Raw genomic sequence first — 16,270 nt, forward strand, 5'->3', positions numbered from 1 at the left:
GGGAGCATCCCCGGAAATACTTAGTATGGGGGATTATTTCCCCCATAATCTCCGCGAACTATCCTCTATCTTGCCGCTTAAACGCCGTTTCTGCATCGTTCGGCTCCAGCTCACCGACAGGCCCGCTGCCGACAATAAGCGGTGGTACTGATCATCATCAAACGGCATCTGCCAGGCAATCGCCCCGGCCTCATGAACGCTGACATCACTCAGCCGGGAAACCAGCTCGAGCGGCGCATCGCTGGAAACTTGTCCTCCGGCAATCACCCGGTATAGCCAGCCGGTTTTTCCGCTGTTTTGCATAAGCTGCGCCATATCATTGATCGCAAAATGAAAGTTGAGCTTGAAGCACGGCGATCGCGGCTGGGTGACCTGAATCAGCGCCTCGCCCCAGCGAAAGATATCGCCGATATAAACGTTTTGCTCGGTAAGCCCGGTGGTAGAGAGGTTTTCGCCGAACGCCGGGGCGCAGAACCGATCGGCCTGCTGGGGGAATTCACGGATCCAGTCGGCATAATGTTCGCGCGGATAATGACACAGTGCGCGGTCCGGCCCGCCGTGGATTTTCTTCTCCGCCTGCTGGTCCCCATCGAGACCGAGATCGCCGAGCTGCAGTTCGCCATCAACCTGGATTTTACCGATCGCACTGGGACGACTACCTGCGTAGTCCCTGATTTTGCCGATAAAGACATTCACCGGATAATGCATGGCTGCTCTCCTTGCTACAGATATAAAAAAAGCGAGTCATCAGACTCGCTTCTCTCTTAGCGCAATGCAACCTTATTTTTTAGCGGCAAAACGCGCTGCAGCTTCGTCCCAGTTCACCACGTCCCAGAAGGCTTTAATGTAGTCCGGGCGGCGGTTCTGGAATTTCAGGTAGTAAGCGTGTTCCCAGACGTCCAGGCCGATAATTGGGAAGCCGGAAGCGCCGGAAATGGCTTCGCCCATCAGCGGGGAATCCTGGTTAGCGGTGGAGACAACGGCCAGTTTGTCACCTTTCAGGACCAGCCACGCCCAGCCGGAACCGAAACGGGTCGCAGCGGCTTTTTCGAATTCCGCTTTGAAGTTCTCCACGGAACCGAAATCGCGCTCGATAGCCGCTTTCAGGTCGCCCTGCAGGGTGGTACCGGTTTTCAGGCCTTTCCAGAACAGGCTGTGGTTCGCGTGGCCGCCGGCGTTGTTACGCAGTACGGTTTTTTTGTCAGCCGGCAGCTGATCCAGCTTGGTAATCAGCTCTTCAGCGGACAGGTTAGCGAACTCCGGCAGGCTTTCCAGCGCGGCGTTAGCGTTGTTCACGTAGGTCTGGTGGTGTTTAGTGTGATGGATCTCCATCGTCTGCTTGTCGAAGTGCGGTTCCAGAGCATCGTAAGCGTAAGGCAGGGATGGCAGGGTATAGCTCATAATCATCTCCATTATTGTCGAGCGGCTCAAGTGTTAATGCCGCGTAAGCAGTTTGTCCATTATAGTTAATTAAATGGTATTGAAAATGCTTATCAATGCCGTATTTTTCATATGGATATAACCAGAAGAAATACCCGCCGTTTTGTGATGTAGAACAACTAATTAAGTCAGTGGTTGCCAGGGTTCGTCATCCTGTGGCAAGGACTTGAAGGCGGCCAAAGCGGCCAATTTTTACACTCATCCCATCGGAAGCCGCCGTCTCCGATAAAAAAAGATGAGGATAAAATCAATGAACCACGCGATTACGATGGGTATTTTTTGGCATTTGATAGGGGCCGCCAGTGCCGCCTGTTTCTATGCCCCGTTCAAGAAAGTAAAACACTGGTCGTGGGAAACCATGTGGTCGGTCGGGGGGATTGTCTCCTGGCTGATCCTGCCCTGGGCCATCAGCGCCACGCTGTTACCCGATTTCTGGGCCTACTACCGCTCTTTTAGCGCCTCCACGTTGCTGCCGGTCTTTCTGTTCGGCGCCATGTGGGGCATCGGTAATATTAACTATGGCCTGACCATGCGCTATCTCGGCATGTCGATGGGGATTGGCATCGCCATTGGCATCACGCTGATTGTCGGCACGCTGATGACGCCCATTATTAACGGTCAGTTTGCCGTGCTGATGCACACCCAGGGCGGTCAAATGACGCTGCTCGGCGTGCTGGTGGCGGTGATTGGCGTCGGCATCGTCACCCGCGCGGGCCAGCTGAAAGAGCGTAAAATGGGCATTAAAGCCGAAGAGTTCAATCTGAAGAAAGGGCTTCTGCTGGCGGTGATGTGCGGTATCTTCTCCGCAGGGATGTCGTTTGCGATGAACGCCGCCAAACCGATGCATGATGCCGCCGCGGCGCTCGGCGTCGACCCGCTGTACGCAGCGCTGCCAAGCTATGTGGTCATTATGGGCGGCGGGGCGCTGGTTAACCTTGGCTTCTGCTTTATTCGTCTGGCGAAAGTGAAGAACCTGTCAGTCAAAGCCGATTTCTCGCTGGCAAAACCGCTTATCATCAGCAACCTGCTGCTCTCCGCCCTCGGCGGCCTGATGTGGTATCTCCAGTTCTTCTTCTATGCCTGGGGCCATGCCAGCATTCCGGCGCAGTATGATTATATGAGCTGGATGCTGCACATGAGTTTCTACGTACTGTGCGGCGGTGTGGTGGGTCTGGTGCTGAAGGAGTGGAACAACGCCGGCCGTCGTCCGGTGAGCGTCCTGAGCCTCGGCTGCGTGGTGATCATCATCGCCGCCAATATCGTCGGCCTGGGAATGGCCAGTTAACCATCGGGCCATCAGCCAGACAATAACGGCCTTCAGGCGGCGGTGCGACTGCGCTGCCGCCACTGCCCCGGCGACATGCCGATTTCGCGGCTAAAAACCACCGAAAAGTAGTTACTGTCCTCAAAGCCACACTGCATGGCGATATCGCCGATTAAGCGCTCGGTATGCTGCAGCAGATACTGCGCATGGCAGATCCGCAGCTGGCGTAAATAGTGATTGATGGTCATCCCGGTTTGCTGGCGAAACTGCTGGCGAAGCGCCCGCTCGCTGCCGCCCTCCTGCTCGCAGAAACGCTCCAGAACAAAGGGGCGGCTGAGGCTGGACGCCAGCGCAGCCAGCAGTTTGTCGAGTAGTGCTTCGCGCTGCGTCGCCGCCGGATCATCCGTCGCGTAGCGATGGCGCTGCAGCGTCAGCGCCAGCTGGGCAAACAGCAGTTCGGCCATCGCATTTCCCTGCGCGTCGCGCCGGGCGCACTCATGCTCAAGCTGGCTAATCACCTGGCGCGCCTGCGCCATACCGGTGCTGCCCATGCGCCAGTGGGGCTTCCACGGCGTGCCGAAAAGGCCAGGGATCGCCCCGGCCCAGTCAAAATTGAGCTGCAGCCGCTCCGGGCAATAGATGATGTTCTGCAGAACCAGATCGTTAACGGAAGCATAGGAGTGTTTATCTTCGGCGCGAATATAGAACAGATCGCCGCGGGTAATGCGCCAGGGGCGATCGTTAAGGACGTGCAGCCCGTTGCCCCGCCACACCAGCACCAGCTCGCAGAACTCATGGGTATGTTCGGCAAAGACATTTTGCGGGTAGCGGTCTGCCACCGCCACTGCCTGTGTGGCGGAAGGGAAAAACTCCTCTTTACGTAGAATCAGACCGGTCACGGCTCACACTCCAAACGCGGATAACGGCGCATTATTCGCGTTTTTAGTCTGCAATACGTTGACTCTTCTCGCGTTACTGAAGAATGGCGTCGCGCCCCTGGCGGATATCGCGCGGCGACCAGTCGAACTCGCGGCGAAAAAGCGTCGAAAAGTGGTTACTGTCGCCGAATCCGCAGCGATAAGCGATATCTGTCACGCTTTCATCACTGTGGCGCAGCAGATGGCGGGCTTTCATCAGGCGCACCCGATTAAGATAGCGCTGTGGCGTCAGGCCGGTCTGCTGCTTCAACTGGCGGTGCAGTGTACGCAGCGACAGCGAAAACTGCGCCGCCACCTCCTCCCAGCAGATCTCCTGCGCAAAATGGTCTTCGAGCCAGGCCAACAGCTGATTCAACCTCGCATCGTTGTTGGTGGCCTCTTCCGCAAGGCTGCTTTTACGTAACAGCACCAGCAGCTGCATAAACAGGATCTCACGGCTGGCGACGGCATGGGTATCCGTGTCGCTCCCCACGGCCTCGATCTGCGCCACGATATGCCGCACCTGTTGCAGGACGGTTTGATTCACCCGCCAGTGCGAGGGGTAGTTTCCTTCCTGCTCCTGGGGCAGTAGCTGACTGACCCCGGCGAGAAAGCGAAACGCATCCGGCGCGCGATAGAGCACATTGGTCAGACACAGATTGTCCGTGTGCTCGTAAAGATGCCGGTCGTGATCGCGGATAAAACAGACCGAGCCGCCGCCGATGGTATACGGCTGGCCATTGAAGACATGAATACCCGATCCCTGCTCCACGATAACTATTTCATGGAAATCATGGTGATGTTCCGGAAAGGCCGACTGAGGGAGGCGGGGTTCAATAGCCACCGTCGAGATCCCGGCCTTAAAGAAATCCGTACTGTGCAATATGGTCATGATGCCGCCCTCGTAATGAGAAAAATTATCAGTCACCGGCTGATAGTAATGAAGGGTTGGCTATCCGGCCTTCAATTTTTGACCGCGAAATTCGTAAATCCTGCCGCTTTTTCAAGAATCAGCCGGAAAGATGCGGAACTGCCGACGCCATCACATCCCCCTCGCCACCCCCTAAAACCGCAAACTGTGATGTCCCTCACGGTCACCTTTGCTTTCTTGCCAGCGGCCTGTTGGTGCTGTCCGTAACGAGAAGGTGTCGCAAAGCGGCCTTTTTTAGACTGCTGACAATGATTTTAAGAAGGATCGTTTCATGGGAATTCGTCATTGTGTCGCCGTCGATTTAGGCGCCTCCAGCGGGCGGGTGATGCTCGCCAGCTACCAGCCCGGGCCGCGCGCCCTGACGCTGCGCGAAATTCATCGCTTCACCAATAGTCTGCAGAAAGTAGACGGCTTCGACTGCTGGGATGTAGATAGCCTGGAAGGCGAGATCCGCCGCGGGCTGGAGAAAGTGTGTGAGCAGGGCATTCTGATAGACAGTATCGGCATCGATACCTGGGGGGTGGATTATGTCCTGCTGGATAAGCAGGGCCAGCGCGTCGGGCTGCCGATCTCCTATCGTGACGACCGCACTCAGGGCCTGCTGCGTCACGCTGAAGCGCAGCTGGGCCGGGCGGAAATCTATCGCCGCAGCGGCATTCAATTTCTGCCGTTTAACACGCTTTATCAGCTGCGCGCTCTGGTGGAGCAGCAGCCGGAGCTGGTCAGTCAGGCTGCCCATGCCCTGCTGATCCCCGACTATTTCAGCTTCCGCCTGACCGGCAATCTGAACTGGGAATATACCAACGCCACCACCACCCAGCTGGTCAACATTAACAGCGATAGCTGGGATGAGACACTGTTGAACTGGACAGGCGCGCCGTTGGCGTGGTTCGGAAAACCGACCCACCCCGGCAATGTGATAGGCCACTGGATCTGCCCGCAGGGTAACCGTATTCCGGTAGTCGCGGTCGCCAGCCACGACACCGCCAGCGCGGTGATCGCCTCCCCGCTGGCCGACCGTCATGCCGCCTATCTCTCCTCCGGCACCTGGTCGCTGATGGGATTTGAAAGCCTGACCCCATACACCTGCGACGCGGCGCTGCAGGCCAATATCACCAACGAAGGCGGAGCCGAAGGCCGCTATCGGGTGCTGAAAAATATCATGGGCCTGTGGCTGCTGCAGCGCGTGCTGAAAGAACAAAACGTTAGCGACCTGCAGGGGCTGATCGCCCGCACCGCCGCGCTACCGGCGTGCCGCTTCATGATTGACTGCAACGATGACCGCTTTATCAACCCGGCCAGTATGAGCGCCGAGATCCAGGCCGCCTGCCGCGACGCCGGGCAGCCGGTTCCTGAAAGCGATGCCGAACTGGCGCGCTGTATTTTCGACAGCCTGGCGCTGCTCTACGCTCGGGTGCTTAACGAGCTGGCGGCGCTGCGCGGCCAGCCCTTCAGCCAGCTGCATATCGTTGGCGGCGGCTGTCAGAACACGCTGCTCAACCAGCTGTGCGCTGACGCCTGCGGGATCGCCGTCGTGGCCGGCCCGATAGAGGCCTCCACCCTCGGCAATATCGGCATCCAGTTAATGACCCTCGACGAGCTGGCCAATGTCGATGAGTTTCGTCAGGTAGTGCGCGGCAACGCGGCGCTCACCACTTTTACCCCCAATCCTGATAGTGAAATTGCCCGTTTCGTGGCGCAGTTTCAGCCACAACAGACCAAGGAGCTTTGCGCATGACCACTCAACTTGAACAAGCCTGGGAAATTGCTAAGCAGCGCTACGCCGCCGTCGGCGTGGATGTCGAGGAGGCCCTGCGCCAGCTGGACCGTCTGCCCGTCTCCATGCACTGCTGGCAGGGTGACGACGTCGCCGGTTTCGAAAACCCGGCGGGAAGCCTGACCGGCGGCATCCAGGCGACCGGCAACTACCCGGGCAAAGCGCGCAATGCGGAAGAGCTACGCGCCGACCTTGAGCAGGCGCTGAGCCTGATCCCGGGGCCAAAGCGTCTTAACCTGCACGCTATTTACCTGGAATCCGACGCGCCGGTAGCACGCAATGAGATTAAGCCAGAGCACTTTAAAAACTGGGTTACGTGGGCGAAAGCCAACAAATTGGGGCTGGATTTCAACCCCTCCTGCTTCTCGCATCCGCTGAGCGCCGACGGCTTTACCCTGTCGCATGCCAACGATGAAATCCGCCAGTTCTGGATCGACCACTGCAAAGCCAGCCGTCGCGTATCCGCTTATTTTGGCGAACAGCTGGGCACGCCGTCGGTGATGAACATCTGGGTGCCGGACGGCATGAAAGATATTACCGTTGACCGCTTCGCCCCGCGCCAGCGGCTGCTGAACGCCCTGGATGAGGTGATCAGCGAGAAGTTCGATCCGGCGCATCATATCGACGCCGTGGAGAGCAAGCTGTTCGGCATCGGCGCCGAAAGCTACACCGTCGGCTCCAACGAGTTCTATATGGGCTACGCCACCAGCCGCCAGACCGCGCTGTGCCTGGATGCCGGCCACTTCCATCCGACGGAAGTGATCTCCGACAAAATCTCTGCCGCCATGCTCTACATCCCGCGCCTGCTGCTGCACGTCAGCCGCCCGGTACGCTGGGACAGCGACCACGTGGTGCTGCTGGATGATGAAACCCAGGCTATCGCCAGCGAAATCATTCGCCATAACCTGTTTGACCGCGTGCACATCGGCCTCGACTTCTTCGATGCCTCCATCAACCGCATCGCGGCCTGGGTGATTGGTACCCGCAATATGAAAAAAGCGCTGCTGCGCGCCCTGCTGGAACCGACCGCCCAGCTGCGCCAGCTGGAGAACGACGGCGATTACACCGCCCGCCTGGCGCTGCTCGAAGAGCAAAAATCGCTGCCGTGGCAGGCCATCTGGGAGATGTACTGTCAGCGTCACGACACACCGGCGGGCAGTCAGTGGCTGGATAACGTGCGGGCTTATGAGAATGCGGTTCTGAGCCAGCGCGGGTAAACCCTCACCCCGACCCTCTCCCTGCAAGGGAGAGGGAGAAAGAACCGGTAGCCCGGATAAGCCGTTTACGGCGCAATCCGGGGGCACGCACATATTTAGGGTGAGGGGGTCAACCCCGCACCGAATCAACAGGAAAGACAAGACTATGCAGACCATTATCGACGCCTGGTTCGTCCAGGGCATGATCAAAGCCACCTCCGACGCCTGGCTGAAAGGCTGGGACGAACGCAACGGCGGCAACCTGACGCTGCGTCTGGATGAAGCGGATATCGAACCTTACGCGGCGGATTTCCACGCCAAACCGCGCTATATCGCCCTCAGCCAACCGATGCCAACCCTGGCCAACCAGCCGTTTATCGTCACCGGCTCCGGCAAATTCTTCCGTAACGTCCAGCTCGACCCGGCCGCTAACCTCGGCGTGGTGAAGGTCGACAGCGACGGCGCGGGATACCATATCCTGTGGGGCCTGACGGGGGATGCCGTACCGACCTCCGAGCTGCCGGCACACTTCCTGTCGCACAGCGAGCGCATCAAACTGACCGGCGGCAAAGACCGGGTGATCATGCACTGCCATGCCACCAATCTGATCGCCCTGACCTATGTTCTGGAGAATCACAGCGATCTGTTCACCCGCAAGCTGTGGGAAGGCAGCACCGAATGTCTGGTGGTCTTCCCGGACGGTGTCGGCATTCTGCCGTGGATGGTGCCGGGGACCGATGAAATCGGTCAGGCGACCGCCGAAACCATGCAAAAACACTCGCTAGTGCTGTGGCCGTTCCACGGGGTCTTCGGCAGCGGCCCCACGCTGGATGAGACCTTCGGCCTGATCGACACCGCCGAGAAGTCCGCCGAAGTACTGGTGAAAGTCTTGTCCATGGGCGGGATGAAGCAGACCATCACCCGCGAAGAGCTCATCGCCCTTGGCAAACGCTTCAACGTGCAGCCGCTGCAGTCCGCGTTAGATCTTTATCCATAACAACATCGCGCCCCGCTCACCGAGACGGGGCGAAATATCACCTGCAAACCCTACAAACTGACTCATGTGGAGTAAAAGCAATGAAAACAAAGACAAGCTTGATCCTCACCGTTGCCGCCCTGGCGTTGTCCGGTTCCGCCTTAGCCGAAGTTAAAATCGCCCTTGTGGCGAAATCGCTGGGAAATGGCTTCTTCGAAGCCGCCAACGTTGGCGCCCAACAGGCAGCCAAAGAGTTAGGTGATGTCAAAGTGATTTACACCGGCCCGACCACCACCACCGCCGAAGCGCAGATCGACGTGCTGAACGGGTTGATCGCCCAGGGGGTGGATGCGATCGCCATTTCCGCTAACGATCCGGACGCGGTAGTGCCGGTGCTGAAAAAAGCGATGCAGCGCGGCATCAAGGTGGTCTCCTGGGACTCCGGCGTGGCGCCGGCAGGCCGTCAGATCCATCTTAATCCCTCGAATAACGCCTTAATTGGCGAAACCAACGTCAAGCTCGCCGCCGAGGCGCTGAAGGCGCTGAACGTTGAGAAAGGCGAGGTGGCCGTGTTAAGCGCCACCCCAACCTCCACTAACCAGAACATCTGGATTGAGGAGATGAAAAAGGTGCTGCCGCAGTATCCGTCCGTGCAGCTGGTCACCGTCGCCTACGGGGACGATCTGTCAGATAAAAGCTACCGCGAAGCGGTGGGCCTGCTGAAATCATATCCGGACCTGAAAGTCATTGTTTCACCGTCATCGGTGGGGATTGTTGCTGCCGCGCAGGCGGTGAAGGATCAAGGCAAAATCGGCAAAGTCTATGTTACCGGGCTGGGGCTGCCGTCGGAAATGGCCGGCGCGATCAAGTCCGGCGCCAGCAAAAGCTTCGCCATCTGGAACCCGATTGACCTGGGCTACGCGGCCACCTATCTGGCCGACGATTTAGTCAAAGGCACAGCGACCAAAACCGAAGCCAGTATGGGCAAGCTGGGCAAAGTGAAGCTGGATACCGAGGGGAATGGCGCGATGGCCGAGCCGTTTGTCTACGATGCGAGCAACATTGATAAGTTCTCGAAAATTTTCTAACCCTTGTTCCCTCACCCCGGCCCTCTCCCGGAGGGAGAGGGGGAAAGACTGGCCTTCTGCACGATGCAGCCAGGGAGCACTAAATAGCCCCCTTGCTCCTTTGGCGAGAGGGAAGTCCAGCCCTCTGCGCAATGCTATCAGGGCGCACCAAACGGTCCCCTCGCCCCTTTGGGGAGAGGGTTAGGGTGAGGGGTGATTTTTGCGGAGAACTATCATGTCAGCATCAACGCCACTGCTGTCGCTGAAGGGGATCACCAAGATTTTTCCCGGTGTGCGCGCCCTTGAGAACGTGCAGCTTGATCTCTGGCCCGGCAAAGTGACCGCCTTAATCGGCGAAAACGGCGCGGGGAAATCCACGCTGGTCAAAGTGATGACCGGTATTTATCAGCCCGAAGAGGGCGAGATCCTCTATAAAGCGATCCCTATTCATCTGCCAACGCCGGAATCGGCGCATAAGGTAGGGATCACCGCCATTCACCAGGAAACCGTGCTGTTTGACGAACTCTCGGTCAGTGAAAATATTTTCGTCGGCCAGTATCTGTATAAGGGATTGTTAAAAACGCTCGACTGGCCGGCGATGCACCGCAGAGCCAGCGAGATCCTCGCCCGGCTGGAAGTCCAGATCGACCCGCGGGCCACGCTGAAAACGCTTAGCATCGCCCAGCGGCACATGGTGGCAATTGCCCGGGCACTGGCTTTCGACGCCCAGGTGGTGATCCTCGATGAGCCGACCGCCGCGCTCTCGCAACATGAAATTCTGGAGTTTTATCACATCGTTGAGCGTCTGAAGCAGGACGGCAAAGCGATCCTGTTTATCTCGCATAAGTTCGATGAAATTTTCGAGCTGGCCGACTATTACACCATCCTGCGCGATGGGGTGTACGTCAGCTCCGGGGCAATGAGTGACATCACCGAAGAGCGGATGGTGTCGATGATGGTGGGCCGGGCGATCAGCCAAACCTACCCGAAAGTCGGCTGCACACCCGGAGAAACGGTGCTGGAGGTAAACGATCTCTGTCATCCTACCGAGTTTGCCCATATCAGCTTCCGCCTGCGCAAGGGAGAAATTCTCGGCTTTTACGGTCTGGTGGGCGCCGGACGCACTGAGCTGATGCAGGCGCTCTCCGGCGTGTCGCGTCCCTCCTCCGGCGAGATCCGCCTGAACGGTAGATCCATGCACTTTGACCAGCCTGCCGATGCCATCCGCGCGGGCATCGTCTGCGTGCCGGAAGAGCGGCAGAAACAGGGGGCGATCATCGCCCTGCCCATCGCCCAGAACATCAGTCTGCCGCAGCTCAGCAAGCTCAATCCTAACGGCGTCCTGAACGACGCCCGGGAATGGCGGCTGGCCGACGAGTACGCCTCACGCCTGCAGGTTAAAGCCTTCAGCTGGCGCCAGCCGGTGGAGACCCTCTCCGGCGGCAATCAGCAGAAAGTGGTGATCGGCAAATGGCTGGCAACCCAGCCCGAGGTGATTATCCTCGACGAGCCGACCAAAGGCATCGATATCGGCTCAAAAGCCGCCGTGCATCAGTTTATGTCCGAGCTGGTCAGCCAGGGGCTGGCGGTGATTATGGTGTCGTCAGAGCTGCCGGAAGTGATGGGCATGGCCGATCGGATTATCGTAATGCACGAAGGGCTGATGGTCGCTGAATACCAGGCCGGGGAAGCGACGGCGGAAACTATCGTTAGCGCCGCCAGCGGCATCGGCCAGGAGGCAGCATGATGGGACACGCATGGCTTAAACATCGCGAAGCGCTGCTGGCGGTGGTCATTATTTTGATGATCGGCGCCATCGGCAGCCGGGCGCCGTCGTTCGTTTCACCGGGCAATCTGGTGGAGATGTTTAACGATACCGCCATCCTTATCATCCTCGCCCTCGGGCAGATGATGGTGTTACTCACCAAAGGCATCGACCTGTCGATGGCCGCCAACCTGGCGCTGACCGGGATGATCGTCGCCCTGATTAACGCCCACTATCCGGGTATTCCGGTAGTAGCGCTGCTGGCGCTGGCGACTCTGCTGGGCCTGCTGATGGGGGTAGTTAACGGCCTGCTGGTCTGGCGCCTCGGCATTCCCGCCATCGTGGTGACCCTGGGCACCATGAGCATTTATCGCGGCATTATCTTCCTGCTGACTGACGGCGGCTGGGTTAACTCACATCAGATGAGCGCTGATTTTCTCAGTCTGCCGCGCAGCACGCTCGTGGGGCTGCCGCTGTTGAGCTGGTGCGCCATCGCCGCGCTGTTGCTGGTGGGGTATTTCCTGCGCTACAGCCGCACCGGCCGGGCCTTGTATACCGCTGGCGGCAACGCGACGGCGGCGTACTACACCGGCATTAACGCCGGGAAAATGCAGTTCGTCAGCTTCTGTCTCTCCGGCGCGCTGGCCGGCTTCTGCGGCTATCTGTGGATCTCGCGCTTCGCCGTCGCCTATGTCGACGTCGCCAACGGTTTTGAACTCCAGGTGGTCGCCGCCTGCGTGATCGGCGGTATCAGCACCATGGGCGGAAGCGGACGGGTGCTGGGCTGCCTGTGCGGCGCGCTGTTCCTCGGCGTCATCAATAACGCCCTGCCGGTGATCGGCATCTCGCCCTTCTGGCAAATGGCGATTTCCGGGGCGGTGATCGTCATGGCGGTGCTGCTCAACGAGCGCGGCAATCGCGGTCATGGGCGGTTAATCCTGCGCAATGCGGCGTTAGCCAGACAGAAACAGGCGGTGAAATCATGAGCAAGATGATGGTATCGGAAGAGATGAAAAACGCCCCGGCCGCGCCGTCGCCGCTGCGCCGCCTGCTGTGCTGGGAAGGGTTTTTACTGGCGGTCACCCTGGCGGTATTTATCGGCAATGCGGTGGCTTCCCCGTACTTTCTCAATATCTGGAACCTGTCGGACGCGACCTTTACCTTTACCGAGAAGGCGATCGTCGTCCTGCCGATGGCGATGCTAATTATCGCCCGGGAAATCGATCTGTCGGTAGCCTCGACGATGGCGCTCAGCTCAACGGTGATGGGCTTCTGCGCGGCAGCGGGGGTTGATACTCCGCTGCTGGTGGTCATCGGCCTGGGCGTAGGTCTGCTGTGCGGTCTGTTCAACGGCTTGCTGGTGACCCGCTTTAACCTGTCGTCCATTGTGATCACCATCGGCACCATGAGCCTGTATCGCGGCATCACCTATATCATACTGGGCGATCAGGCGCTCAACCACTATCCGGAGAGCTTTGCCTGGTTCGGCCAGGGGTACGTGTGGGGGGCGCTCTCTTTTGAGTTTGCGCTGTTTATCCTCCTCGCCGCCGCCTTCACCTTCCTGCTGCATAAAACCAACTTTGGTCGCCGGACCTACGCCATCGGCAATAACCCGACTGGCGCCTGGTTTTCGGGGATCAATGTTAAGCGTCATAACCTGGTGCTGTTCGCGCTGGTCGGGCTGATGGCCGGGCTGGCGGCGGTCCTGCTGACCTCACGGCTCGGCAGTACCCGCCCCACCCTGGCGATGGGCTGGGAGCTGGCGGTTGTCACCATGGCGGTGCTCGGCGGCGTCAATATTCTCGGCGGCTCCGGCAGCATGCCCGGGGTGATCATTGCCGCCTTTCTGATGGGGCTGGTGACCTTCGGCCTGAGCCTGCTGAACGTCCCCGGCATCGTGATGTCGGTAATTATCGGCGCCATGCTGATCGTGGTGATCTCCCTGCCGATTATTACCCGGCGGATGATGCAGCGAAGACGATGTTAATTTCCCCCTCGCCCTGGCCCTCTCCCCAAGGGAGAGGGAACTGCCCGGCGCACACAGACAGCCTGCAGTCCGGGGCCGGTTTTTCCCCCTCTCCCTGCGGGAGAGGGTCGGGGTGAGGGGAAACGGATTTTCCAAAATAAACATTAAGGAGAATTATCATGAGCTTTATGTTGGCACTACCCAAAATCAGCCTCCACGGCGCAGGCGCTATCGGCGATATGGTCAAGCTGGTGGCCGGTAAACAGTGGGGCAAGGCGCTGATCGTCACCGACGGCCAGCTGGTGAAGCTGGGCCTGCTGGACAGCCTGTTTTCCGCGCTGGATGAACAGCAGATGGCTTATCAGCTGTTTGACGAGGTGTTCCCTAACCCCACCGAAGCGCTGGTACAGCAAGGCTATGCGGCATACCAGGCGACACACTGCGATTTTCTGATCGCCTTCGGCGGCGGCAGCCCGATTGATACCGCCAAGGCGATAAAAATCCTCACCGCCAACCCTGGCCCCTCCACCGCCTACTCCGGCGTCGGCAAAGTGAAAAACGCAGGCGTACCGCTGGTGGCTATCAACACCACCGCCGGCACAGCGGCGGAGATGACCAGCAATGCCGTGATTATCGATAGCGAGCGACAGGTGAAAGAGGTGATTATCGACCCGAACCTGATCCCGGATATCGCCGTCGACGACGCCAGCGTGATGCTCGACATCCCGCCAGCCGTTACCGCCGCCACCGGCATGGATGCCCTGACCCACGCCATCGAGGCCTTTGTCTCCGTTGGCGCCCATCCGCTGACCGACGCCAACGCCCTCGAGGCGATCCGCCTGATCAACCTGTGGCTGCCAAAAGCGGTAGACGATGGACACGATCTGCAGGCCCGCGAGCAGATGGCCTTTGGCCAGTATCTGGCGGGCATGGCGTTCAACAGCGCCGGTCTCGGGCTGGTACACGCCCTGGCCCATCAGCCTGGCGCCACCCACAACCTGCCGCACGGGGTATGCAACGCCATCCTGCTGCCGATCATCGAAAACTTTAACCGCCCGAACGCGGTGGCGCGCTTTGCCCGCGTGGCGCAGGCGATGGGCGTCGATACTCGCGGCATGAGCGATGAAGCTGCCAGCATGGAGGCCATCAATGCCATCCGCGCGCTGAGCAAACGCGTAGGGATCCCCCAGGGTTTCAGCCAGCTTGGCATTAGTAAAGCCGATATCGAAGGCTGGCTGGACAAAGCGCTGGCCGACCCGTGCGCACCGTGTAACCCGCGCACCGCCAGCCGCGATGAGGTTCGCGAGCTCTATCTGGAGGCCTTATGATCCGCAAAGCCTTCGTCATGCAGGTGAACCCCGACGCGCACGAGGAGTACCAGCGCCGCCATAACCCCATCTGGCCAGAGCTGGAAGCAGTGCTGAAAGCACACGGCGCGCACCATTACGCCATTTATCTCGATAAAGAACGCCATCTGCTGTTCGCGACGGTGGAGATTGAATCGGAAGCCCGCTGGGAGGCGGTCGCCAGCACGGAAGTGTGCCAGCGCTGGTGGAAATACATGCGCGAGGTGATGCCCAGCAACCCGGATAACAGCCCGCTGAGCGCGGAGCTCAAAGAAGTGTTTTATCTGGCGTGAAAATAACTGGCCTCCCTCCAGACGGGAGGCCGGTCGATTAAACGGTCATCGCATTATCGCGTAGCGGCTCGGTTTTCGCTTTACCCGCTAACGTAAACGCGGAGATTAAGGTGACGGTCAGGGCAATACCGCCGAGGATCATATAGGTATCCTGAAAGCCGATCCGATCGTACATATTGCCGGCGAAGGCGGAGAGGAAGATCGCCGCCACCTGCTTGGCAAACTGGAAGCCCACCAGATAAATGGTCGCCGACAGCCGGACATCAAACACGCCGGTAATATATTTAAAGGCGCCCACCAGCAGGAACGGCACCTCCAGCGCATGAAGCATTTTCAACGCTACGACTTCCGCGGCGGTAGTGGCGAAGGAAGAGCCAATCATCCTTGCCGCCATCACCATCCCGGCGATCAGCAGGGTATTCTTCGCCCCGATGCGGTTAATAATCCACGGCGAGCTGAACATAATGATGGCATTACATATTTCTCCCGCGGTGGTGGCGAAACCAAAGGCGCGGGTGCCCGCTTCTGGGGTCGCGAAGAATGATTTGAAGAAGGTGGCGAACTGCTGATCGAAGACGTCATACACGCAGGCCACGCCGATGACATACAGAATAAACATCCACATTTTACGCTGGCGGAACATGCGCACCGCCGTTTTCAAATCGACCGCCGGGCGATTGGCGCCGAGCGAGTTCATCACCTGCGCGGCCTGACTGGTCTGTGGTTTGGCGATGGCCACCAGCACCACCAGCAGCAGCGCGGCGGCTGACCCCATCCAGAACACCCATTCGGGATTAATGCTGAACAGCATTCCGGCAGTAGTCGCGCACAGCGCCCAGCCCAGGCAACCAAAGGTGCGCGCCTTGCCGTATTCAAACCCGCTGTTGCGGCTTACCCGTTCGATATAGGCCTCCATCGCGCCGGCGCCCGCAGAGAAAACAAAGCCGATATAGGCGCCGCCGCTCAGCGCCCCGAGCCAGATGTTGGCTTTCAGCAGCGGAGCGAAAACATAGAGGAAGAAGGGAGCGATCAGCACCAGCAGAACGGTCACGATCCACATCAGGTGTTTTTTCAGCCCCAGCTTGTCAGAGATCACCCCGAGAACCGGCTGGAAACAGATGGCGAACAGCGACAGGCTGGAGAAAACGAGGCCGGTTTCGGTTTTATTCAGGCCAATGACGTCCGACAGCCAGATCGGCAGAAACGGAAAGCAGGTGGCCATGATGAAAAAGTAGAGAAAGAAGAACAGCCCGAAAATCCAGAAGTTGGGGTTGTTTTTGTGGGTACAGACGGTCGGGTTCATTATATTTTCCTCAAGAAGGGCCGCGACGC

General features: G+C 58.9%; 15 protein-coding genes. 10 read left to right on the plus strand and 5 right to left on the minus strand.

From position 1 onward, the window contains the following. Nucleotides 1-33: 33 nt before the first annotated feature. Together yiiM and sodA are read right to left on the minus strand one after the other, a co-directional pair. Complete coding sequence (yiiM, locus tag LGL98_RS24575) at nucleotides 34-708, minus strand: 6-hydroxyaminopurine reductase (RefSeq protein WP_136031323.1); 675 nt, start codon at nucleotides 706-708, stop codon at nucleotides 34-36. A gap of 72 nt (nucleotides 709-780) precedes the next feature. Further along, nucleotides 781-1,401 carry a superoxide dismutase [Mn] gene (gene sodA, locus LGL98_RS24580; protein WP_002882894.1) on the minus strand — a complete coding sequence of 207 codons (621 nt, stop codon included), beginning with the start codon at nucleotides 1,399-1,401 and terminating at the stop codon, nucleotides 781-783. Between the two features lie 289 nt (nucleotides 1,402-1,690). Here sodA and rhaT point away from each other — a divergent pair, with 289 nt between their 5' ends. Beyond that, a complete protein-coding gene (gene rhaT / locus LGL98_RS24585) occupies nucleotides 1,691-2,725 on the plus strand; it encodes an L-rhamnose/proton symporter RhaT (RefSeq protein WP_002882892.1) in 1,035 nt (344 codons plus the stop codon). 32 nt (nucleotides 2,726-2,757) lie between these two features. On the opposite strand, the gene rhaR is transcribed toward rhaT, so the two are convergent. Further along, on the minus strand, nucleotides 2,758-3,603 hold the full coding sequence (gene rhaR, locus LGL98_RS24590; protein ID WP_136031321.1) for an HTH-type transcriptional activator RhaR: 846 nt from the start codon (nucleotides 3,601-3,603) through the stop codon (nucleotides 2,758-2,760). 73 nt (nucleotides 3,604-3,676) lie between these two features. Continuing rightward, on the minus strand, nucleotides 3,677-4,513 hold the full coding sequence (rhaS, locus tag LGL98_RS24595) for an HTH-type transcriptional activator RhaS (protein WP_002882888.1): 837 nt from the start codon (nucleotides 4,511-4,513) through the stop codon (nucleotides 3,677-3,679). A 310-nt stretch (nucleotides 4,514-4,823) separates the two neighbouring features. Between rhaS (LGL98_RS24595) and rhaB the strand changes: the two genes are divergently transcribed. From rhaB to rhaM, 9 genes are all read left to right on the plus strand, one after another. Next, nucleotides 4,824-6,290, plus strand: a complete 1,467-nt coding sequence (gene rhaB / locus LGL98_RS24600) for a rhamnulokinase (RefSeq protein WP_136031317.1) — start codon at nucleotides 4,824-4,826, stop codon at nucleotides 6,288-6,290. After that, nucleotides 6,287-7,546: an L-rhamnose isomerase gene (gene rhaA, locus LGL98_RS24605; RefSeq protein WP_032741520.1), complete on the plus strand. Its 1,260-nt coding sequence runs from the start codon at nucleotides 6,287-6,289 to the stop codon at nucleotides 7,544-7,546. Before rhaB ends, rhaA begins: the two co-directional genes overlap by 4 nt. Before the next feature lie 145 nt (nucleotides 7,547-7,691). Next, nucleotides 7,692-8,522, plus strand: coding sequence for a rhamnulose-1-phosphate aldolase (rhaD, locus tag LGL98_RS24610; RefSeq protein WP_136031315.1), 831 nt, complete (start codon nucleotides 7,692-7,694; stop codon nucleotides 8,520-8,522). An 80-nt stretch (nucleotides 8,523-8,602) separates the two neighbouring features. Continuing rightward, nucleotides 8,603-9,589: a rhamnose ABC transporter substrate-binding protein gene (rhaS, locus tag LGL98_RS24615; RefSeq protein ID WP_136031313.1), complete on the plus strand. Its 987-nt coding sequence runs from the start codon at nucleotides 8,603-8,605 to the stop codon at nucleotides 9,587-9,589. A gap of 214 nt (nucleotides 9,590-9,803) precedes the next feature. Beyond that, nucleotides 9,804-11,315, plus strand: a complete 1,512-nt coding sequence (locus LGL98_RS24620; protein ID WP_136031311.1) for a sugar ABC transporter ATP-binding protein — start codon at nucleotides 9,804-9,806, stop codon at nucleotides 11,313-11,315. Beyond that, on the plus strand, nucleotides 11,312-12,319 hold the full coding sequence (locus LGL98_RS24625; RefSeq protein WP_168435281.1) for an ABC transporter permease: 1,008 nt from the start codon (nucleotides 11,312-11,314) through the stop codon (nucleotides 12,317-12,319). The genes LGL98_RS24620 and LGL98_RS24625 overlap by 4 nt, the downstream gene beginning before the upstream one ends. Beyond that, nucleotides 12,316-13,320, plus strand: coding sequence for an ABC transporter permease (locus tag LGL98_RS24630; protein WP_136031309.1), 1,005 nt, complete (start codon nucleotides 12,316-12,318; stop codon nucleotides 13,318-13,320). Before LGL98_RS24625 ends, LGL98_RS24630 begins: the two co-directional genes overlap by 4 nt. Nucleotides 13,321-13,478: 158 nt before the next feature. Then, nucleotides 13,479-14,627 carry a lactaldehyde reductase gene (fucO, locus tag LGL98_RS24635; RefSeq protein WP_136031307.1) on the plus strand — a complete coding sequence of 383 codons (1,149 nt, stop codon included), beginning with the start codon at nucleotides 13,479-13,481 and terminating at the stop codon, nucleotides 14,625-14,627. Continuing rightward, nucleotides 14,624-14,938, plus strand: a complete 315-nt coding sequence (gene rhaM / locus LGL98_RS24640; RefSeq protein WP_004181618.1) for an L-rhamnose mutarotase — start codon at nucleotides 14,624-14,626, stop codon at nucleotides 14,936-14,938. Before fucO ends, rhaM begins: the two co-directional genes overlap by 4 nt. A 37-nt stretch (nucleotides 14,939-14,975) precedes the next feature. Here rhaM and LGL98_RS24645 read toward each other — a convergent pair whose 3' ends face one another. After that, a complete protein-coding gene (locus tag LGL98_RS24645) occupies nucleotides 14,976-16,241 on the minus strand; it encodes an MFS transporter (RefSeq protein WP_136031305.1) in 1,266 nt (421 codons plus the stop codon). Between the last annotated feature and the right edge of the window lie 29 nt (nucleotides 16,242-16,270).

Source organism: Klebsiella africana, assembly GCF_020526085.1.
In the GTDB taxonomy this organism is placed as follows: Bacteria; Pseudomonadota; Gammaproteobacteria; order Enterobacterales; family Enterobacteriaceae; genus Klebsiella; species Klebsiella africana.